The organism is Ruegeria denitrificans, assembly GCF_001458295.1.
Classification (GTDB): domain Bacteria; phylum Pseudomonadota; class Alphaproteobacteria; order Rhodobacterales; family Rhodobacteraceae; genus Ruegeria; species Ruegeria denitrificans.
Map to the genome: position 1 here is coordinate 1 of NZ_CYUD01000011.1, position 21,813 is coordinate 21,813.

Here is a 21,813-nt window from a genome sequence, read left to right on the forward strand (position 1 = left end):
CAATCGTGCCGATGTTGACGTGCGGCTTATTACGCTCAAACTTTTCCTTTGCCATGATGGCCTCCTTTTTCGGTAATGAAGGGAGCCCCTGGCCGGAGCTCCCTCAAATCTTCGCTTATGCGTATTTCGCCTGGATCTCGTCCGAGATGTTCTGCGGAACCGGATCGTAGTGGTCGAACTGCATGGTGAACTGGGCACGGCCCGACGACATCGAACGCAGAGTGTTGATGTAGCCGAACATGTTGGCCAGCGGAACGAACGCGTCGATCGCGATTGCGTTGCCGCGCGGCTCTTGTCCAGACACCTGGCCCCGACGCGAGGTCAGGTCGCCGATGATACCGCCGGTGTATTCTTCCGGGGTGATCACTTCGACCTTCATGATCGGTTCCAGCAGTTTCGCACCGGCTTTGCGCATGCCTTCACGCATACACATACGACCCGCGATTTCGAACGCCAGAACGCTCGAGTCAACGTCGTGGAACTTACCGTCCAGCAGGGCAACCTTGAAGTCGATCACGGGGAAGCCAGCCAGCGGGCCGCTATCCATGACCGAGTTGATGCCTTTTTCAACACCCGGGATGTATTCCTTCGGAACAGCACCACCAACGATGCGGCTTTCGAACGAATAGCCTTCGCCTGCTTCGGTCGGCTGGATCTCCAGCTTGACTTCCGCGAACTGACCCGAACCACCCGACTGTTTCTTGTGGGTGTAGGTGTGCTCAACCGGCATCGAGATAGTTTCACGGTATGCCACCTGCGGTGCACCGATGTTCGCCTCGACTTTGAATTCGCGCTTCAGACGGTCCACCAGGATGTCCAGGTGAAGTTCGCCCATGCCCTTCATGATGGTCTGACCCGATTCCAGGTCGGTTTCCACACGGAAGGACGGGTCTTCGGCGGCCAGACGGGCCAGACCCTGGGACATCTTCTCTTGGTCACCCTTGGTTTTGGGCTCAACCGCGATTTCGATCACCGGATCGGGGAAGGTCATGGTTTCCAGAACCACCGGATCCTTGGCGTCGCACAGAGTGTCACCGGTGGTGGTGTCTTTCAGACCCGCCAGCGCGATGATGTCTCCTGCAAACGCTTCTTCGATCTCTTCCCGGTTGTTCGAGTGCATCATCATCATACGACCGATGCGCTCTTTCTTACCTTTGGTCGAGTTCAGGATCGAGTCACCCTTGTTCATGGTGCCCGAGTAGATCCGGGTAAAGGTCAGCGAGCCAACGAAGGGGTCGTTCATGATTTTGAACGCCAGGCCCGAGAAGGCCATGTTGTCGTCTGCACGACGAGCGATGTCACGAACTTCTTCTTCGTCGCCGGGTTTGAAGCCCATGTAATCAACAACGTCCAGCGGGCTGGGCAGATAGTCGATCACAGCGTTGAGCAGCGGCTGAACGCCTTTGTTCTTGAACGCCGAACCACCCAGAACCGGAACGAACGCGATTTCCAGCGTACCTTTACGCAGCAGGGCGCGCAGGGTCGGAACGTCGGGCTCATTGCCTTCCAGATACTCCATCATTGCGTCGTCGTCCATTTCGACGGCCGCTTCGATCATCTTACCGCGCCATTCGTCGGCCATGTCTTTCAGGCTGTCACGGATCGGTGCTTTGACCCAGCTTGCGCCCAGGTCTTCGCCCTGCCACAGCCATTCTTCCATGGTGACCAGGTCAACAAGACCTTCCAGCTCGGTTTCTGCACCAATCGGAATACCAACCGGAACAGCACGTGCGCCGGTGCGATCTTCGATCATGCGAACGCAGTTGAAGAAGTCTGCGCCGATCTTGTCCATCTTGTTGACAAAAACCATACGCGGAACCTTGTAGCGGTCAGCCTGACGCCACACGGTTTCGGTCTGGGGCTCAACGCCGGCGTTTGCGTCTAGAACGCAGACGGCACCGTCGAGAACCGCCAGCGAACGTTCAACTTCGATGGTGAAGTCAACGTGGCCGGGGGTGTCGATGATGTTCAGGCGGTGCTTGGGCGAGTCAGCAGTTTCACCGTCTTCGGTGCGCTCCCAGAAGGTGGTGGTCGCAGCCGAAGTGATGGTGATGCCGCGTTCCTGCTCCTGCTCCATCCAGTCCATCGTGGCTGCACCATCGTGCACCTCACCGATGTTGTGGGATTTGCCGGTGTAATACAGGATACGTTCCGAGCAGGTGGTCTTACCTGCATCGATATGCGCCATGATACCGAAGTTACGGTAGTGGTTGAGTGTATATTCGCGTGCCATTTTGATAAGCCTCTGGAATTACCAACGGTAGTGGCTGAAGGCTTTGTTCGCCTCGGCCATCTTGTGGGTGTCTTCGCGCTTTTTAACGGCAGTACCGCGGGACTGTACGGCGTCCAGCAGTTCACCGGCAAGGCGTTCTTCCATGGTGTTTTCGTTGCGGGCGCGCGCAGCCGAAATCAGCCAGCGAATGGCCAGGGCTTCGCGGCGCTCGGGGCGCACTTCGACCGGAACCTGGTAGGTTGCACCACCAACCCGGCGCGAGCGAACCTCGACCGACGGTTTGATGTTGTCGAGCGCTTCGTGGAACACTTCGACAGGAGCGCGCTTGATCTTGCCTTCAACGCGGTCAAAGGCGTTGTAGACGATGCGCTCTGCGACCGACTTCTTACCGTCGATCATCAGGTTGTTCATGAATTTGGTCAGTACCTTGTCGCCAAATTTGGCGTCAGGCAGGACTTCGCGTTTTTCGGCGGCGTGACGACGTGACATATCAGCCTCTCCTTCTTACTTGGGACGCTTCGCGCCGTATTTCGAACGACGCTGCTTACGGTCTTTGACGCCCTGAGTATCCAGAACACCGCGCAGGATGTGGTAACGCACACCGGGAAGGTCTTTCACACGGCCGCCACGGATCAGAACAACCGAGTGTTCCTGCAGGTTGTGGCTTTCACCGGGGATGTACGAGATGACCTCGAACCCGTTGGTCAGGCGCACTTTGGCAACCTTACGCATAGCCGAGTTCGGCTTCTTCGGCGTGGTGGTATACACACGGGTGCAGACGCCGCGTTTCTGCGGGCACTGCTCCAGGTGCATGGACTTCGAGCGTTTTACTTTGGGCTGCCGCGGCTTGCGGATCAGCTGTTGAATAGTTGGCATTCCGGTTTCTTCCCCGTTTTGCAACACACATGACATGCACGCGCATTGCGTGCGGTTAAATTTGCTGCACTTATGCGTCCACAAGCGCAAAACCCGCGAGCGTTCCCATTCCGAGGTGAACGTCGCGGTTGATTATCAGAGGGCGCGAACTGCAAAATTGTCCGGGCCTTGACCAGTTCATTACTGGAATCGGATATGGGGCGGCCCCCGCACCGAGATGACGCGCGTATATGAGGAGTCGGCCCGAGTGTCAACAGTGCAAGCTCAGGTGTGCCAGACTGGCCTGTTCGCCTAGGATTATCAGGTGCTTTGCAAGACCGCCAGAACCGTCTGGCGTTGCGGGCGGCAGCAGACACCGGCATAGTGAATTCGGTATTCTGACAATGGACGCACCATGCAAGTGATTGGCCTTTGCCGCTTTTCTTTCCCGGCCCTTGGCAGTTTTCAGATCGAACATGAAACACTCGAAGAACGGCGCCGTTATCTGTACGACCCAAAACGATTGGAAGAGAGGTTTCGCCTCTTTGAATCTTCTACCCTGCCCTGTTTTCGAGAGCATACAGATGAGGACTTCGTGCTGTTAGTGGCGGTAGGAGAATGCCTGCCTAAATCCGCATTCGATCGGCTGCATGATCTGACGGCTGATATCAAACAGATTCAGATCGTACAGAAATCGGCAGAGACCGACAAAAAGCACCGCCACATTATGAAGGATATTCTGCACACGGCCCGCACCGATCCGGACCAGCCCTGTCTACAATTCCGACATGACGATGACGATGCTGTTTCCGTTGATTTTGTAGAGCGCCTCCGCGACGCAGCCGAGGACTGTAAGACGCTTATGAGCCGGAACCACACGGTCGGCATAGATTTCAACAAGGGATTTATCGCCCGCTTGAATTCGGAAGGGGTACATGTGGCCGAGACCTTCAAATCGCTGATAGGCGTGGGTCTGGGCATGTATGTTTCTGGCGGTTGCAAACATACGATTTTCAGTTTCGCCCACCACCGTATCGGTCGTTTCATGCCTGTCGTCAGTTATCCGGATGCGCCCATGTGGGTGCGCTCCATGCATACGTCCAACGATTCATGGGGTGCCCGCAACAGCAACGAAGAATTACAGCCCCTGACACCCAAACAAGAAGGCGAATTCATCGCTCGTTTTGCGATTGATCAAAATCGTGTCCGTCAGGTTCACTCGGCAGGTTGGACCTGACGTTCGCGGAACAATGTGAACAGACCCGCCCCAACGACCAGGGTCGCGCCTAACATTGTGATAGTGTCCGGCCAGTCTCCGAATACCAACCAACCCAGCGCCAGCGCCCAGATCAGGCTGGAATACCGGAAGGGTGCGACAAAGCCGACCTCGCCCACGCGCATGACCATGACGCTGAACAGATAGCCCCCCAGTACGAACACCGCTGCCGAAGCCATCATCAGGCCAGCCCCGACCGATACCGGTTCCCAGCCTGTCGCAATGGTGGCAACCCCAGCCGACACTGTAATCGTCACTGACGTGGCCAGAGTGACCGCCAGCGAGGGCACATGCACCGACATACGCCGCGTGATCAGATCCCGCGCTGTGACCGAGGCCATCGCAACCAAGGCATAGATCGCGTATATGCTGAACCCTTCGGGACCCGGCCGCACGATCAACAGCATTCCGGCAAAGCCCAGCACAATCGCCAGCACCCGCCGCCACCCGATATGTTCACCAAAAAACAGTACGGCCCCCAACGTGACCGTTAACGGCAAGGCCTGTAACACCGCAGTCACGTTGGCAAGCGGCATGTGCAGCAACGCGGTCAGGAAGAAGTACGTGGCCGACAGCTCGGCCAGACACCGGAAGGCCACCAGCCATTTGTCATGACGTGGAAAATTCAGATGCAACGCCCCTAAATGACGGGCCAGCAGGAAGACCAGAACCGTCGCCAGAAGCCCGCGCATTGCAACCATCTGAAACAGCGGTATCTCGGCACCTGCGGCCTTGATCAGAGCATCATTGATGGTAAAGGCCGCCATGCTGCCCATCATCAGCAGCGCGCCTTTCACGTTTGGGGTCATTTTGGCAGGTCCGGTTGCAAGTCAATAATCGCATTGGCCCAACCGACTGTCGCAATGTCAACGCATCCGAGCAAATTTAGACGGAAATCACAATTGTTTTGGTCTCGCGCTTTTAGAGACCGAAGACACGACCGCCTCCGATACCTTCCACAGCCACTCCTGCACTCAGGTTATGGGTCGCAATCAACCCTCCGGACATGTTCAGCACCCCAAGCCGGTTACCATTTTGAAGCGCGACATAAAGCTCTCGTCGATCTGAGTTGATACCGAGGCCAAACCGTTCAATCTGCAGCGCCGCACCGACAGCAGGGTTGGTGGCTCGGATAATCCTCTTGGTATTACCGTTCAGGTCTATCTCGGCGATCAGCCGATTTCGTATGAACAAGATGTACAAAGTTTTCGTATTTTCGTCGAAAGCTACTCCTCCGATGGGGCCTTGGGGTTGTCCAATTCTGATGTTGCGGACGAATTGCCCGTCACGCGTCAATTCCGAGATCATCAATCCATTCGGATGATCAAGGAATAGATGACCATCTGACTCACGGACAGCTAAACCACACTCTTTGATCGGGAATTCGTCGGGTGTGAAACCACCGCACCCGGCCGGAACCCGCTGGGCTGAAAAAGTGCGCAGGACCCGCCCATCGCGATCAAGTTCCTGTAGCTGAGTGCCGGGAAGATTGCGCAGGAATATCCGCTCGCGCGCGTCATCATATGCAAGACCGACGATGGAGGAGGAAATCGGGATCAAACGGGTGGACCCGTCTGGAATCTTAATTTCCCGAGAAGGCTGACCTGGCGGCATACCAACATAGGCATAATCAGTACAGCCAAGCAGAAGCCCAAACCCTGCAATGGTAAACGCACGACACAGATTCAACACGGACAGCATGATCCGATCTCCAGCCAAATATTGGTTAAAATAAGAATAAGCGTATCACAAAAAGTGTATTCACTGAATAAGATCGCACTTTATCACTTCTGAAATGCAATCTTCCTGCAGCCCTTGTCACGCGAGGTGAGTTCGAAATGCCGCTCTCCAAGCATTCTGTTCTAAGGGGGACCTATTCAGGTTAACCAACAAAAAAGGCCCCGCGAACTCGCGGGGCCTGATCTTTGGACTATCGTAGTCGCTTACTCGCGGCTTTCCGGGGTTTCGACCAGAACGTCCAGCTCGTCGCCAACCATATCGTCGTCGACCATCGGCGCCGCCAGTGCAGCGGCCGCTTCGGCCTCTTCCCGGCGGGCTTCGATCACGACGTTGTCGCGGCCCTGAGCAACCTGACGCACGGCCTGAGTCGCTCCACCGGTACCGGCAGGGATCAGACGACCAACGATGACGTTCTCTTTCAGGCCAACCAGTTTGTCCTTCTTGCCCTGAACCGAAGCTTCGGTCAGCACGCGGGTGGTTTCCTGGAACGACGCCGCCGAGATGAACGAACGTGTCTGCAGCGAGGCTTTGGTGATCCCCAAAAGGATCGGTTCGCCCTGAGCCGGACGGCCGCCACGCGAGAGTGTCTTCTCGTTGGCTGCGTCGAACTCCTGCTTGTCGACATGTTCGCCTTTCAGCAGGGTGGTGTCGCCTGAATCCAGGATCTCCCACTTCTGCAGCATCTGGCGCACGATGACCTCGATGTGCTTGTCGTTGATCTTCACGCCCTGCAGACGATAGACGTCCTGCACCTCGTCGATCATGTAATCCGCCAGCGCTTCGACCCCCATGATGGACAGGATGTCATGCGGAGCCGGGTTACCGTCCATCAGGTATTCACCCTTCTGGATGAAGTCCCCTTCGGCGACCGGGATGTGCTTGCCCTTGGGCACCATGTATTCGATGGTCTCCATGGACTCGTCAGCCGGTTCGATGCTGATGCGGCGCTTGTTCTTGTAGTCGCGGCCAAAGCGCACGTAACCATCGGCTTCTGCGATGATCGCGTGATCTTTCGGACGGCGGGCTTCGAACAGTTCGGCCACACGCGGCAGACCACCGGTGATGTCCTTGGTCTTGGCGCCTTCACGCGGGATACGCGCGACAACGTCACCGGCTTCGATCTGCTGGCCGTCTTCGACCGACAGGATCGCATCCACCGACATCGGATAGTGAACCGGGTTGCCCGCGTCGTTGCGGACCGGCTCGCCATCTTCACCAACCAGAATGATCTCGGGCTTCAGGTCGCTGCCTTTGGGGGCGGCGCGCCAGTCGATCACGATCTTCTGGGTCATACCGGTCGCTTCATCGGTCTCATCCCGGACAGCAAGGCCCGAAACCAGATCAACGTATTTCGCGGTACCGGCTTTCTCGGCGATGATTGGCAGGGTGTAGGGATCCCATTCGTACAGCTTGTCACCGCGAGCAACCTTGGAACCGTCCTTGACGAACAGCTTGGAACCATAGCCCAGCTTGTGGCTGGCACGTTCCTCGCCGTGTTCGTCTTTGATCACCAGCTTCATGTTCCGGCCCATGACCAGGATTTCACCTGCGGAATTGGCCAGAACCTGCGGGTTCTCGAACGAAACCACACCGTCTTGACTGGCTTCCTGGAACGACTGCTGTCCGCCCTGGGCAACACCACCGATGTGGAAAGTCCGCATCGTCAGCTGTGTACCGGGTTCACCGATGGACTGGGCGGCGATGATGCCAACCGCTTCGCCTGTATTGACCCGCGTACCACGTGCAAGGTCACGACCGTAGCAGGTGGCGCAAACGCCCTCTTCCGACTCACAAGTCAGAGGCGAACGGATGCGCATCGACGCAACAGCGGCCTCGTCGATCATGTCAGCCATACGTTCGTCGATCAGCTGGCCTGCAGCGACCAGAACCTCGTCCGTGCCCGGACGCAGAACGTCATCGGCAGAGACACGGCCCAGCACACGTTCGGCCAGAGACGCAACAACCTCACCGTCGTTGACAGCGGCTTCGGCAGTGATCGCACGCTCGGTGCCGCAGTCGATCTCACGAACGATACAATCCTGCGCCACGTCCACCAGACGACGGGTCAGGTAACCCGAGTTCGCCGTCTTCAGAGCGGTATCCGACAGACCCTTACGGGCACCGTGGGTCGAGTTGAAGTACTCGAGAACAGTCAGACCTTCTTTAAAGTTCGAGATGATCGGCGTCTCGATGATGTCACCGTTCGGCTTGGCCATCAGACCGCGCATACCGCCCAGCTGTTTCATCTGAGTAACCGAGCCACGCGCACCCGAGTGGGCCATCATGTAGACCGAATTCGGCTCTTGCTCAGAACCGTCTGCAGCCCGATCCGACGATGAGATTGTGCTCATCATTGCATCGGTGACGCGATCGTTACACTTCGACCAGGCATCAACAACTTTGTTGTACTTTTCACCCTGAGTGATCAGGCCGTCCATGTACTGCTGTTCAAAATCCTTCACCTGACCGCGGGTGTCATCAACGATGCCCCACTTGTCGTCCGGAATGACCATGTCGTCCTTACCGAACGAGATGCCCGCCTTGAACGCTTCTTTGAAGCCCATCGACATGATCTGGTCACAGAAGATAACCGACTCTTTCTGACCGCAATAACGGTAGACGGTGTCGATCACCTGCTGCACTTCTTTCTTCCGCAGCAGGCGGTTGACCAGCTCGAAAGGCGCCTTGTTGTTCATTGGCAGCAAGGCACCCAGACGCAGACGGCCCGGAGTTGTCTCGAAACGCTTCTGAACTTCGTTGCCTTCGTCGTCGATCTGCGTGATCCGCGCGGTGATCTTGGTGTGCAGGTGCACTTCGCCGGAATCCAGCGCATGCTGAACTTCGTCGATCGAACCAAACACTTTGCCTTCACCGGGCATGCCTTCACGTTCCAAGGTCACGTAGTACAGACCCAGGATCATATCCTGCGACGGAACGATGATCGGTGCGCCGTTTGCGGGCGACAGAACGTTGTTCGTCGACATCATCAGAACACGGGCTTCCAGCTGGGCCTCAAGGCTCAGCGGGACGTGCACGGCCATCTGGTCACCGTCGAAGTCGGCGTTAAAGGCCGAACAGACCAGCGGGTGCAGCTGGATGGCTTTACCTTCGATCAGAACCGGCTCGAACGCCTGAATGCCAAGACGGTGCAGCGTCGGCGCACGGTTCAGCATGACAGGGTGTTCGCGGATCACCTCGTCGAGGATATCCCACACTTCGGGACGCTCTTTTTCGACCAGCTTCTTCGCCTGTTTCACGGTCGAAGACAGACCCTTGGCTTCAAGGCGCGAGTAGATGAACGGCTTGAACAGCTCCAACGCCATCTTCTTGGGCAGACCACACTGGTGCAGCTTGAGTTCCGGCCCGGTCACGATGACCGAACGGCCCGAGAAGTCGACGCGCTTACCCAGAAGGTTCTGACGGAAGCGGCCCTGCTTACCTTTCAGCATGTCCGACAGCGATTTCAGCGGGCGCTTGTTGGCGCCGGTGATCACGCGGCCACGACGACCGTTGTCGAACAGAGCATCAACGGATTCCTGCAGCATCCGCTTTTCGTTGCGGACGATGATGTCAGGCGCGCGCAGTTCGATCAGACGCTTCAGGCGGTTGTTCCGGTTGATGACACGGCGATACAGATCGTTCAGATCCGAAGTCGCAAAACGGCCGCCATCCAGCGGAACCAGCGGACGCAGTTCCGGCGGAATGACCGGAATCACGGTCATCACCATCCATTCAGGCCGGTTGCCCGACTCAAGGAAGGATTCGACAACCTTCAGACGCTTGATGATCTTCTTTGGCTTCAGCTCACCGGTTGCTTCGGCCAGATCAGCACGCAGCTGCTCGGCTTCGGCTTCCAGATCGATCTGGGCCAGCATCTCACGGATGGCTTCAGCACCGATATTGGCGGTGAACGCGTCCATGCCATAGGCATCCTGCGCGTCCATATACTCTTCTTCGGTCAGCATCTGGCCATAGGACAGGTCGGTCAGACCGGGCTCGATGACGACATAGTTTTCAAAGTACAGAACGCGTTCCAGATCGCGCAGCGTCATGTCCAGCATCAGACCGATGCGGGACGGCAGCGACTTCAGGAACCAGATGTGCGCAACGGGTGCTGCCAGTTCGATGTGGCCCATACGCTCGCGGCGGACTTTCTGCAGGGTGACTTCCACACCGCATTTCTCGCAGACAACGCCGCGATACTTCATCCGCTTATATTTGCCGCACAGACATTCGTAATCTTTGATCGGGCCAAAGATACGCGCGCAGAACAGACCGTCACGCTCGGGCTTGAACGTCCGGTAGTTGATGGTTTCGGGTTTCTTGATCTCGCCATAGGACCAAGACAGAATCCGCTCGGGCGACGCCAATGAGACTTTGATTTCGTCAAAGACTTTCGGCGGCGTCAGCGGGTTGAACGGGTTATTGGTGATTTCCTGGTTCATTTTGCGTCCTTACAAATTGGGATGGGATGAGTGTGGGGCGTTGCCGCCCCTACTCTTCCTCCGCATCCAGGAGTTCCATATTCAGGCCGAGGCCACGGACTTCTTTAACCAGAACGTTGAACGATTCCGGTACGCCCGCTTCAAAGTTATCCTCGCCCTTGACGATCGACTCATAGACCTTGGTCCGGCCGGCGACGTCATCCGATTTCACGGTGAGCATCTCCTGCAGGGTGTAGGCGGCGCCATAAGCTTCCAGGGCCCAGACCTCCATCTCACCAAAGCGCTGACCACCGAATTGCGCCTTACCACCCAGCGGCTGCTGGGTAACCAGGCTGTAAGGCCCGGTCGAACGCGCGTGGATTTTGTCATCCACAAGGTGGTGCAGTTTCAGCAGATACTTGATGCCAACGGTCACAGGACGCGCAAATTGCTCACCCGTACGACCGTCGAACAGAACCGACTGACCGCTTTCCGAAAAGCCCGCACGCACCAGCGCGTCGTTGACGTCAGCCTCTTTGGCACCGTCAAAGACCGGGGTCGCGATCGGAACACCGCGGGTCACGTTGCCCGCAGCCTCGATTAGGTGATCCTCGTCCATGCCAACAATGCCTTCTTCATAGACATTCTCGCCGTAAGCCAGCTTCATCGCTTCGCGAACCGGGGTCAGGTCGCCGGAACGGCGGTATTCACCCAGTGCTTCGTCGATGTTCAGACCCAGACCGCGTGCGGCCCAACCCATGTGGGTTTCAAGGATCTGACCAACGTTCATACGCGAAGGCACGCCCAGCGGGTTCAGACAGAAGTCAACCGGCGTACCATCGGCCAGGAACGGCATGTCTTCCATCGGAACAACCTTAGAGATCACACCTTTGTTCCCGTGACGACCGGCCATCTTGTCGCCCGGCTGCAGCTTGCGCTTCACGGCGATGAAGACTTTGACCATCTTCATCACACCCGGCGGCAGATCGTCACCACGACGGACTTTTTCGACCTTGTCTTCGAAACGGGCGTCCAGAGCACGCTTGAGCACTTCGTATTGCTCGTTCAGAGCCTCTACGATCTGGGCGTCCTTCTCGTCTTCCAGCGCCAGCTGCCACCACTGACCACGGGTCAGAGTTTCCAGCAGGTCCTCGGTGATTGCCGAGCCCGGCTTGACGCCTTTCGGGCCTTTGACGGCGGTTTTACCCAGGATCAGGCCCTGCAGACGCGCATAGATGTTGCGGTCCAGGATCGCCAACTCGTCATCCCGGTCACGGGCCAGACGTTCGACTTCCTCACGCTCGATCTGCAGCGCACGCTCGTCTTTTTCCACACCGTGGCGGTTGAAGACGCGCACTTCGACCACAGTACCGTAATCACCCGGCTTCACGCGCAGCGAGGTGTCACGCACGTCAGATGCTTTTTCACCAAAGATGGCGCGCAGCAGCTTTTCTTCCGGAGTCATCGGGCTTTCGCCCTTCGGAGTGATCTTGCCGACCAGAATATCGCCCGGCTCAACATCCGCACCGATGTAAACGATGCCAGCCTCGTCGAGGTTGCGCAGCGCTTCTTCACCGACGTTCGGAATGTCGCGGGTGATCTCTTCCGGGCCCAGTTTAGTGTCACGAGCGGCGACTTCGAATTCCTCGATATGGACCGAGGTAAAGACGTCATCACGCGCAATACGTTCGCTGATCAGGATCGAGTCTTCGTAGTTGTAACCGTTCCACGGCATGAACGCGACAACCACGTTCTTACCCAGTGCCAGTTCACCGATATCGGTGGACGGACCATCGGCGACAACCTCGCCTTTCGTGACAGTGTCACCCACTTTCACCAGCGGACGCTGGTTGATGCAGGTGTTCTGGTTCGAACGCTGGAATTTGCGCAGACGGTAGATGTCCACACCCGCGTCGCCCAGTTCCAGATCCTCGGTGGCGCGGATAACGATACGCTGGGCATCGACCTGGTCGATGATACCGGCGCGTTTCGCCTGAATCGCAGCGCCCGAGTCGATCGCAACCTTTTCCTCGATACCGGTACCGACCAGCGGCGCCTCGGCCCGCAGCAGCGGAACCGCCTGACGTTGCATGTTCGAGCCCATCAGAGCGCGGTTGGCGTCGTCATTTTCAAGGAACGGGATCAGCGATGCAGCTACTGATACCAGCTGTTTCGGCGACACGTCGATCAGGTCCACATTCTCGCGCGGGGCAAGGGTGTAGTCACCAGCCTGACGGGTGGAAACCAGATCGTTGATGAACTTGCCGTTCTGATCCAGCGTCGCGTTCGCCTGCGCCACGGTGTGACGCATTTCCTCGGTCGCGGACATGTAGTGAACTTCATCGGTCACCTCGGCATCCTTGACGACGCGATACGGTGTTTCGATAAAGCCATACTTGTTCACGCGGGCAAAGGTAGCCAGCGAGTTGATCAGACCGATGTTCGGACCTTCCGGCGTTTCAATCGGGCACATCCGGCCATAGTGGGTCGGGTGTACGTCGCGCACCTCAAAGCCAGCACGTTCGCGCGTCAGACCACCGGGGCCAAGCGCCGAGAGACGGCGTTTGTGGGTAACTTCCGACAGCGGGTTGGTCTGGTCCATGAACTGCGACAGCTGCGATGAGCCGAAGAATTCGCGAACAGCGGCCGCAGCCGGTTTCGCGTTGATCAGATCCTGCGGCATGACGGTGTCAATCTCGACCGAGGACATACGCTCTTTGATCGCACGCTCCATGCGCAGCAAGCCAACGCGGTATTGGTTTTCCATCAGTTCGCCGACCGAACGCACACGGCGGTTGCCGAGATGGTCGATATCGTCCACGTCGCCTTTACCGTCGCGCAGTTCAACCAGCGCCTTGATACAGGCCACGATGTCTTCGCGGCGCAGTGTGCGCAGGGTATCCGGCGCGTCCAGAGCCAGACGCATGTTCATCTTCACGCGGCCAACGGCGGACAGGTCGTAGCGTTCGCTGTCGAAGAACAGCGTGTCGAACAGAGCCGATGCAGCCTCGACGGTGGGCGGCTCGCCCGGGCGCATGACGCGGTAAATGTCCATCAGCGCGGTGTCCCGGCCCATGTTCTTGTCCGCAGCCATGGTATTGCGCATGTAGGGGCCGACATTGACATTGTCGATGTCGAGAACCGGAATGTCGGTGATGCCCGCGTCGATCAGTTCCTTGACGGAACCGCCGATCAGGTCGCCATCCTTGTCGTATTCCAGGGTCAGCTCATCACCGGCTTCGACGTAGATCGCGCCGTTTTCTTCGTTGATGATATCCTTGGCGACAAACTTGCCGACGATATGATCGAACGGAACAAGCAGGTCGGTGACGACGCCTTCTTCGATCAGTTTCTTGACGGCGCGCGGGGTGACTTTTTTGCCTGCTTCGGCAATCACTTCACCAGATTTCGCATCAACCAGATCATAAGTCGGACGGGTGCCGCGTACACGCTCGGGGAAGAACGGCGCGATCCAGCCCTTCTTTTTGTCCAACTTATAGGACACGGTGTTGTAATAGGCGTCCATGATCGCTTCCTGATCCAGACCCAGCGCATACAGCAGGGTTGTCACAGGCAGTTTGCGGCGACGGTCGATACGGGCGAACACGATGTCCTTGGCGTCGAACTCAAAGTCCAGCCAGCTGCCGCGATACGGGATGATGCGGCAGGCAAACAACAGCTTGCCCGAGGAATGCGTTTTGCCCTTGTCGTGATCAAAGAACACACCGGGTGAGCGGTGCATCTGGGACACAATCACACGCTCGGTGCCGTTCACGATGAAAGTCCCGTTCGGTGTCATCAGGGGCATATCGCCCATGAACACGTCCTGTTCCTTAATGTCTTTGACCGACTTGGCGCCGGTGTCTTCATCGACATCAAACACGATCAGACGCAGAGTAACCTTCAGCGGAGCGCTGTAGGTCATGTCGCGCTGCATGCACTCTTCGACGTCGTATTTGGGCTTTTCCAAATCGTATTTCACGAACTCCAGAACGGAGGTTTCGTTGAAATCCTTGATCGGAAAAACCGACTGGAACACACCTTTGATGCCTTCGCCGTCAGCGGGCTGTTCTGCATCGCCGGAGCGCAGGAAAAGATCATAAGAAGATTTCTGGACCTCAATGAGGTTCGGCATTTCCAGCACTTCGCGGATTTTGCCGTAATATTTACGAAGACGTTTCTGGCCAAGGAACGTTTGAGCCATGTCAGATGTCACCTTTCGATGTTCTCATCGGGCAAAGACACCGTCGGGCCCCGGCGCCTTGCACATTCGAGACGACACGTTCGGATCAATTCATGGCCACCGTCCCGAAGGCAGCCTCCCGATCCAAGAACCGCGTCTTAGAAAACGCCCCACCCGATGAGGCACTTTCTAAGACAGGTTCGGCTGGACCCGGATTTCTCCGGGCCCAGCCAAAATTTGCGGCACATCAGCGATGCACCTGTCGATTGGCTTAGGCCAGCTCGACCTCGGCGCCAGCTGCTTCCAGCTTGCCTTTGACTTCTTCGGCTTCTTCTTTCGAAACGCCTTCTTTGATCTTGCCGCCGGCTTCGACCAGTTCCTTGGCTTCTTTCAGGCCCAGACCAGTGATGCCGCGAACTTCTTTGATCACGTTGATTTTCGAAGCGCCGGCGTTCTTCAGAACGACGTCGAATTCGGTTTTTTCTTCCTCGGCTGCGCCACCGGCGTCGCCACCAGCTGCGACCATTACGGCGCCGCCAGCTGCGGGCTCGATGCCGTATTCGTCTTTGAGGATGGTTTTCAGTTCTTGTGCTTCCAGCAGGGTCAGACCCACGATGCTTTCTGCGAGTGCTTTCAGATCAGCCATTTTATCAGCTCTTTCCGTTTACAGTGTGTGTTCCAACGTCAGGGTGTTTACCCTACGCAGATCATTCAGTGCCAACCGCTTACGCAGCTTCCGCCTTCTCTTCGATGGTGGAAAGGATGCTTGCGATGTTGCTTGCAGGTGCGCCAATCGCGCCAGCGATGTTCGAAGCAGGTGCGCCAATGCAGCCCACGATCGAAGCAATAAGCTCCTCGCGAGACGGCATTTTCGAAACTGTTTCGACGCCTTTGCGGTCCAGAGCGTTCTCACCCATTGCGCCACCAAGAATCTCAAAATTCTTGTTATCCTTGGCGAAGTCCTCGGCCACCTTGGCTGCTGCCACGGGGTCCTCGGAATAGGTCAGAACGGTCATCCCTGTCAGCAGGTCGGCCATGCTTGCACACGGCTTACCCTCAAGGGCGATTTTGGCGAGCCTGTTCTTGGCAACACGCACGGCGCCACCCGCGTCACGAGCACGTGCGCGAAGGTCCTGCATCTCGGCAACTGTCAGACCGGCGTAGTGCGAAACCACTACGACGCCAGAGCTTTCGAAGATTTGGCCGAGTTCCTCGACCACTTTCTCTTTCTGGGCTCTATCCACAGTTCTCTCCAAGTTTGGGGCGATCCCTCACCCCGGCTCATATTTGCCGAGGGGTAAACCCCGGCGTTCAGGTCCGTTATTACGGGATGGGCCAAAATTCGCCCGAGGATCGTGACCCTCAGAATTCTTTGGTCTTACCCGTCTCAGGCAGGGAATTAAGGGCCCGAATGGACCCACCCACCGTCTTGGACGAAACGAAATAAAGCGCACGACGAATCGCACGCTTTATTCCGCAGCTCTATTTAGGCCAGATGGCAGGGGTTTCCAAGGGGTAAATTGACCGTTCCCACCAGTCTACTCCGACACTGCCGCACCGGCCAGGTCAGCTGAGTAAAACCGAATGCTTGGAACCCTGGCATTGACATGGCACCGGCACTGCGATCCCTTCAAGCCGTATAACAAATAGAACGTCGCGCCTGCATGCTGAATCTTACCGAAACCGAGAAGAACATCACATCAGCGTGTGTGGCGGAGTTTATGCGCCACCAACCCGTTGGGCCCGTGGAAAACGTCGAATGCGTCTACCGTTCACACGGGTTTCCCGACACGCGCCTTGTTCTGAAAGTCACAACCAAGACCACGAGCTTTGCGCTAAAGATCGACAGGGATTCTCCCACAACCGGAAGGCTGCGTGACGAGTTCGGTCTGCTGGCTGATCTGCACCGCCATTTCGATAACAACCCGTCATCGCAGGTCATCCGCCCGATTTATCTGTCGCCGACCGAAGCCTTTTTCGTCACTGAATATATCGACCGCCCAACCGCGGTGGACCTGATCTATAACAGCCAGAACGAAGATCAGGTCGCTCAAGTCTTTCGCAGGGCCGGTTCATGGCTGCACGATCTGCATTCCAGTCAACCACCGCTGAGCTACGCGTTTCGGCCAAAATGGATGACAGACAGCATTCGCGAACTTATCGGAGCCGTGCCAAGGGACGTCGCGGATCAGAGCCGTAAAATGGTAAACGTCATGTTTGCCGAAGCGGCCCGTCTGAAAGGCACCGAGGATCTCCGTGTCTTTTCGCATGGCGACTTTCACGGGCAGAACCTGATCGTCGGACAGGGAAAGACGATCGGTTTGGATTTCACTGAATCCCGTGAAAAGCTGGCCGTGTATGATATTGTCGATTTTCTGAAAGCAGATATTTTTCGCCCCGGAACCGTATCCGACGTGGATCGCAGCGGCATTCTCAAAAGAAACAAAGATATGTTCTTTCGCCTTTATCGCCATCCAATCAACCACGACATTCTGGACTACTGCATCCGAGGCCGGTTGCTGAAAGATTGGCTGGCCTTGTGGCGGGTCGACCATGAATGCAGCCCGTTTGAGGAAGACAAACGTCAACGGTTAGGCAAGCGCCTGAAAATCGTCTTTCAGGGGCGGTAAAACTGTGGCGATTATCACCGCAGATGCCAATAAATTATGCGGCCTGTTTCGAAACCCGGTTGACGGAAACCTTGCAACCAACTTCTTATTCTGGGGAATAATTATCGTGACCTTTGGCAACTGAGGTCAATGTAACCGGCAGAGAGAAAGGTGATCGCGCAGATGGTTCTCCGCAGTTTTTTCGCTCAGGACAGCGCCAGCCTCATCGCGACATTCGTTCCCGCTGGAGGCGACGCCAACGATATTGTCGTCGGCGGCTCGATCATTAACAATTCGGATACGCCAAACGGCACGATTTTTGAATTTTCGGGTGGGTTTGGCACTACTGTCACGCTGGATGACACCAGCGGCAGCCCGGACGTGTTCAACGACGATCAGGAAACGGGCCACGTCATCACCGATGGCGGTGGAATCGTTGCAAACGGAACGCAGGTTGAGTCCGAGTCCATCATCACCGTGCAGGCTCTGGACATTAATGGAAACCCGACCGGGCCCGAGATTGAAATTTACGTGTTTTCTCAGAACGGGGTCACGCAAGACGTTTGAGGGTATGCCACCTCGGCCCCCCTGGTGCCGGGAACCTCCTATGTCAAAATTAGCGGCTCAAACGCGGGGTCATCGCCCTATACGGATTACATTACCTGCTTTGGACCCGGAACTCGGATCGACACCGATGATGGCGATGTCGATGTACAGAACCTCGCAAAAGGCCAGCGCGTCTGGACCCGGGATGGCGGGTTGCAACCGATCCTGTGGATCGGAACGACTGAGGTCCACGGCTTTGGCCCGTTTGCCCCGGTCGTGATCGAAGCCAGCGCTATCGGGAACACGCACGAGCTTGTAGTTTCGCAACAGCACCGGATTCTGATTCAATCTCCAGCAACCGACATGCTGTTTGGTTCCTCCGAAGTGTTCGTGGCTGCCAAGCACCTGTGCGGCCTGCCCGGTGTTTCGATCCGCGAGACAGACCGCATCACCTATACGCATTTCATGTTTGACCGGCACCACATTGTGCGATCAAACGGCGCGCTGACAGAAAGCTATTATTACGGTGATATTGCGAAAAACGCTCTGTCATCGCCGCAAAGGGCGGAAATCCTAGCGCTGTTCCCGTCGGTCGAGGACATCAACACTGCTTTCCAGCACACAGCAGTCGCAACGATTGGCGCACAGGAAGCCAGCGTGCTACGCGCGTACCTCTGACAAAACATGCCGCTAAAAATAAAAACCCGGGTCGTTAGCGCGACCCGGGTTCTTTTTCTAAGCGTTTAGCCGGGGCTTATTCGCCCGCAGCAGCTGCAACGTCCAGAGTCACACCTGGGCCCATGGTCGAGCTCAGAGCGATTTTCTTCATGTAGGTGCCTTTGGCACCCGACGGTTTGGCCTTGGCCACGGCCGAGATGAAGGCACGGACGTTTTCGACCAGCTTGGCTTCGTCGAACGACGCTTTGCCAACACCGGCGTGCACAACGCCGCCTTTTTCCGCCTTGAACTGAACTTCACCGCCCTTGGCTGCTTCCACGGCCGCTTTCACGTCCATGGTCACGGTGCCGACCTTGGGGTTCGGCATCAGGTTGCGGGGGCCCAGAACCTTACCCAGACGACCGACGATCGGCATCATGTCCGGGGTGGCAATGCAGCGATCGAATTCAATGGTGCCGCCCTGAATGGTTTCCATCAGGTCCTCTGCGCCAATGATATCCGCGCCTGCTTCTTTCGCTTCGTCAGCCTTGGGGCCACGTGCGAACACAGCAACACGCATGGTTTTACCGGTGCCGTTCGGCAGGCCGACAACGCCGCGTACCATCTGGTCTGCGTGACGGGTGTCTACGCCCAGGTTCAGAGCGATCTCGATGGTCTCGTCGAATTTCGAAGTTGCGTTGGCTTTGACCAGGGCAACTGCTTCGTCCACCGACAGGTTTTCCTTGCCAGCGACAGCTTCGCGCGCAGCGCGGGTACGTTTACCGAGTTTTGCCATCTTACTTCACCTCGATGCCCATAGAGCGGGCCGAGCCCAGGATGATCTGCATTGCGCCTTCGACGTCGTTGGCGTTCAGATCTTTCATTTTGGCTTCGGCGATTTCGCGAACCTGCTTCGAGGTCACGGTTGCCACGGTCTCACGACCGGGGTTTTCCGCGCCACGAGGGCGGTTACGCTTGCCAACCGGCTTCAGACCAGCCGCTTTTTTCAGGTAATAAGACGCGGGCGGCGTCTTGATGTCCATGGTGAAGGACTTGTCCTGATAATAGGTGATCACGGTTGGGCAAGGTGCGCCTTGCTCCATGTCTGCGGTCTTGGCGTTGAACGCCTTGCAGAATTCCATGATGTTGATGCCGCGCTGACCCAGCGCCGGACCAACTGGCGGCGACGGGTTCGCCTGACCTGCAGGAACCTGCAGCTTCATTGTACCAGCAAGCTTCTTGGCCATTTGGTTTTCCTTTCAACTAAGGTGAAACGCGTCTCACCCAGATTATGTTGCGTGGTCCGATCCGGGATCGCGATCCCAGCAACCTCCCACGAGAGAATCTCGCCAGAAGACGATAGAGCGGGCATTTATAGAGGATTGGTGGGGTTGGCAAGTGGGGCTCGCCTTATTCCAAAATGATCTTCTTGAAACAAATTCGAGCACCATTTTCAGCTCGAGTTGAACAGGGCGGAAAGATTTTTCAATAAGATAAGTTGCTTAAGAGACGCAGGCGGGTATCTTGGGGCAGCTTAGTCACAAAGGGGGTGGTCTAGGATGGCATCATCTCGACTTAACAAGGGACTGCTGATCTGCGTTCTTATTGCCATGTTGCCGGGATGCGGTAGCAAGGCCCAGGATCAGGGTGTTCTGGATGCCAACGTGACGAAACAGGCCTCTTCGCCCGCGTCGGCAGGGATTGATCCAGCTACCTATGCCGGCCGGTTCCAGATCAAACTGACTAAGGAAGTCCCGCTACGCGATATTCCTGTTCCTTTCACTGTTTACGGTGGTCTAGAAGAATCCAGCCCTACCCGTTTGCGGCTGAGGGCGTTCATGGATTTGCGTGGATTACAGGAAAAGGCGCCTCAGATTCTGACTGGCCCCTTGGAAGAAAACTGTAAACGCCAGATCTATCTCGAGATCCGAGACGTTACCGCCATAGGTGAAACCGTAAAGGTTGAGGGTTCAGCCCGTGCCCAATTTACGCGGTGCAAACGGAATGAAGAGCCCGGCTTTCAGTATTTTGGGGCTACCGTCGATGCGATTGCCGTCGCCAAGGCAGAGGTTAGGGGCCAATGCCTTACATTCAGCATCGAAAGCGCCGACCTCAGCCCGCGCGGGTTCATTGGGGCTGTCTCCAACCTCTTCGGCCTGACCAACCGCATTAACGAAGCAGTCCTGGAAAAGGGTGGCGAGTTTTTGGCAGCCCATCCGGTATGCCCACCGCTGCCAGAAGAATTCACTGTTCTCGATCCGATCTACGAGTCCGGCGGCACACGCGAAATCGCTCCAGGCGGGATGGGGGCCGCTGTTGTCGGATCGGCCGATGTCAGCGCCGAGACAATTGTCAAAGTCCTCGGAGGGCTTAAAGAACAGGGCGTATTGGAGTTTGCGGAATGAGGCTTTGGTTCTTGATTTTGGTCTTAGTGACGGTTTCGGTCGGTGCCCGTTCACCCAGCGCACAGCAAGTAGACTTTGTCATCGACGCGACATTACCGGTGCGAGATACGGAATTGCCATATACGCTTGATCTGAACCTCACCGCAGTTGCCCCTACTCGGATCGGAGTGGGTGCGCTGCTCGATCTGCGTGAAATACAAAAAGCTGTGCCTCAGCGACTGGCTGACAATGCGATAGTCGATAACTGCGGTCTGCAAGTCCGACTTGATGATCTGAGCTTTAAAGCCGAAGGCGATGCGATTGATCTGGATGGGGATGTAACCATTACGATCTTCGAATGCAGCCGAACCAGTGAGCGCGACTTTCAGCGGGGTGAACAAAAAAGGGCTATCTTGGCGAACATGTCGACCGAAGCGACAGTCGAGTTGCGTGACAATTGTGCCTATTTCAAACTCATTGATCTTACACTTTCGGCCCCCGAAGCACAGCGCGAGCAGCTCCTTGAGGACGATACTCTCGAGTCCGTTAAGGAGCTGATGTTAGCCGCAGTAGACCTTGTATTAAACGACACTCCATTGTGCCCTGAACTGCCTGCGGAACTTGCGTCGCTTGACCCGGTTTACGAGAACGGCGGCCCAAGAGAGATCGGAGAAGGTGGGCTGGGCGTGTTACTGAACGGCTCTGTGGATGTCAGCCCTTCGACAATCCTCGACATTCTGACGGTCCTTCAACGGCAAGAATTGATTCCCGGACCGCCATAGCTGCAAAGCGCGCTTGATCCTGATGGCATAGCCCGCCCTTCGACCGAGAACCCGTAAGATTGATTGCCGTAAATGCAAAAACGCCGCGTTGCTCGAAGCATCGCGGCGCTGCAAAATTCGCTGA

General features: G+C 56.6%; 17 protein-coding genes. 6 read left to right on the top strand and 11 right to left on the bottom strand.

Annotation, left to right across the window (positions count from 1 at the left end):
- Window positions 1-115: 115 nt before the first annotated feature.
- The 3 genes from fusA to rpsL are packed head-to-tail and all read right to left on the bottom strand — an operon-like array spanning window position 116 to window position 3,109.
- Window positions 116-2,233 carry an elongation factor G gene (fusA, locus tag RUE5091_RS16335; protein WP_058283016.1) on the bottom strand — a complete coding sequence of 706 codons (2,118 nt, stop codon included), beginning with the start codon at window positions 2,231-2,233 and terminating at the stop codon, window positions 116-118.
- An 18-nt stretch (window positions 2,234-2,251) separates the two neighbouring features.
- Window positions 2,252-2,722 (bottom strand): 30S ribosomal protein S7, encoded by a 471-nt coding sequence (gene rpsG / locus RUE5091_RS16340; protein ID WP_058283017.1) that lies wholly within the window; start codon window positions 2,720-2,722, stop codon window positions 2,252-2,254.
- Window positions 2,723-2,737: 15 nt separating this feature from the next.
- A complete protein-coding gene (rpsL, locus tag RUE5091_RS16345; RefSeq protein WP_005621086.1) occupies window positions 2,738-3,109 on the bottom strand; it encodes a 30S ribosomal protein S12 in 372 nt (123 codons plus the stop codon).
- Between the two features lie 394 nt (window positions 3,110-3,503).
- On the opposite strand from rpsL, the gene RUE5091_RS16350 reads away from it, so the two are divergent.
- Window positions 3,504-4,325, top strand: coding sequence for a putative rhamnosyl transferase (locus RUE5091_RS16350; RefSeq protein WP_058283018.1), 822 nt, complete (start codon window positions 3,504-3,506; stop codon window positions 4,323-4,325).
- On the opposite strand, the gene RUE5091_RS16355 is transcribed toward RUE5091_RS16350, so the two are convergent.
- From RUE5091_RS16355 to rplJ, 6 genes are all read right to left on the bottom strand, one after another.
- Entirely contained in the window at window positions 4,304-5,173 is an 870-nt protein-coding gene (locus RUE5091_RS16355; RefSeq protein ID WP_058283019.1) for a DMT family transporter, read from the bottom strand. The genes RUE5091_RS16350 and RUE5091_RS16355 overlap by 22 nt on opposite strands.
- A 112-nt stretch (window positions 5,174-5,285) precedes the next feature.
- A complete protein-coding gene (locus RUE5091_RS16360) occupies window positions 5,286-6,065 on the bottom strand; it encodes a YncE family protein (RefSeq protein ID WP_058283020.1) in 780 nt (259 codons plus the stop codon).
- A 242-nt stretch (window positions 6,066-6,307) separates the two neighbouring features.
- Complete coding sequence (rpoC, locus tag RUE5091_RS16365; RefSeq protein ID WP_058283021.1) at window positions 6,308-10,549, bottom strand: DNA-directed RNA polymerase subunit beta'; 4,242 nt, start codon at window positions 10,547-10,549, stop codon at window positions 6,308-6,310.
- A 49-nt stretch (window positions 10,550-10,598) separates the two neighbouring features.
- The gene (gene rpoB / locus RUE5091_RS16370) at window positions 10,599-14,732 is read right to left on the bottom strand and encodes a DNA-directed RNA polymerase subunit beta (protein WP_058283022.1); all 4,134 of its coding nucleotides are present in this window, start codon (window positions 14,730-14,732) and stop codon (window positions 10,599-10,601) included.
- Between the two features lie 250 nt (window positions 14,733-14,982).
- Window positions 14,983-15,357 carry a 50S ribosomal protein L7/L12 gene (gene rplL / locus RUE5091_RS16375; protein WP_058283023.1) on the bottom strand — a complete coding sequence of 125 codons (375 nt, stop codon included), beginning with the start codon at window positions 15,355-15,357 and terminating at the stop codon, window positions 14,983-14,985.
- Between the two features lie 79 nt (window positions 15,358-15,436).
- Window positions 15,437-15,955, bottom strand: coding sequence for a 50S ribosomal protein L10 (gene rplJ, locus RUE5091_RS16380; protein WP_058283024.1), 519 nt, complete (start codon window positions 15,953-15,955; stop codon window positions 15,437-15,439).
- Window positions 15,956-16,432: 477 nt separating this feature from the next.
- Here rplJ and RUE5091_RS16385 point away from each other — a divergent pair, with 477 nt between their 5' ends.
- The 3 genes from RUE5091_RS16385 to RUE5091_RS16395 all read left to right on the top strand — a co-directional run bounded on the left by RUE5091_RS16385 (window position 16,433) and on the right by RUE5091_RS16395 (window position 18,544).
- On the top strand, window positions 16,433-17,341 hold the full coding sequence (locus RUE5091_RS16385; protein ID WP_207383743.1) for an aminoglycoside phosphotransferase family protein: 909 nt from the start codon (window positions 16,433-16,435) through the stop codon (window positions 17,339-17,341).
- A gap of 162 nt (window positions 17,342-17,503) precedes the next feature.
- Complete coding sequence (locus RUE5091_RS16390) at window positions 17,504-17,887, top strand: hypothetical protein (RefSeq protein ID WP_131726330.1); 384 nt, start codon at window positions 17,504-17,506, stop codon at window positions 17,885-17,887.
- Between the two features lie 24 nt (window positions 17,888-17,911).
- Window positions 17,912-18,544 carry a Hint domain-containing protein gene (locus tag RUE5091_RS16395; protein WP_058283027.1) on the top strand — a complete coding sequence of 211 codons (633 nt, stop codon included), beginning with the start codon at window positions 17,912-17,914 and terminating at the stop codon, window positions 18,542-18,544.
- 76 nt (window positions 18,545-18,620) lie between these two features.
- Here RUE5091_RS16395 and rplA read toward each other — a convergent pair whose 3' ends face one another.
- Both rplA and rplK read right to left on the bottom strand, forming a co-directional pair.
- On the bottom strand, window positions 18,621-19,319 hold the full coding sequence (gene rplA / locus RUE5091_RS16400) for a 50S ribosomal protein L1 (RefSeq protein ID WP_058283028.1): 699 nt from the start codon (window positions 19,317-19,319) through the stop codon (window positions 18,621-18,623).
- Between the two features lies 1 nt (window position 19,320).
- Window positions 19,321-19,770, bottom strand: a complete 450-nt coding sequence (rplK, locus tag RUE5091_RS16405) for a 50S ribosomal protein L11 (RefSeq protein ID WP_037314971.1) — start codon at window positions 19,768-19,770, stop codon at window positions 19,321-19,323.
- 312 nt (window positions 19,771-20,082) lie between these two features.
- Between rplK and RUE5091_RS16410 the strand changes: the two genes are divergently transcribed.
- Complete coding sequence (locus RUE5091_RS16410) at window positions 20,083-20,928, top strand: hypothetical protein (protein WP_058283029.1); 846 nt, start codon at window positions 20,083-20,085, stop codon at window positions 20,926-20,928.
- Complete coding sequence (locus RUE5091_RS16415) at window positions 20,925-21,689, top strand: hypothetical protein (protein WP_058283030.1); 765 nt, start codon at window positions 20,925-20,927, stop codon at window positions 21,687-21,689. Before RUE5091_RS16410 ends, RUE5091_RS16415 begins: the two co-directional genes overlap by 4 nt.
- Window positions 21,690-21,813 lie beyond the last annotated feature (124 nt).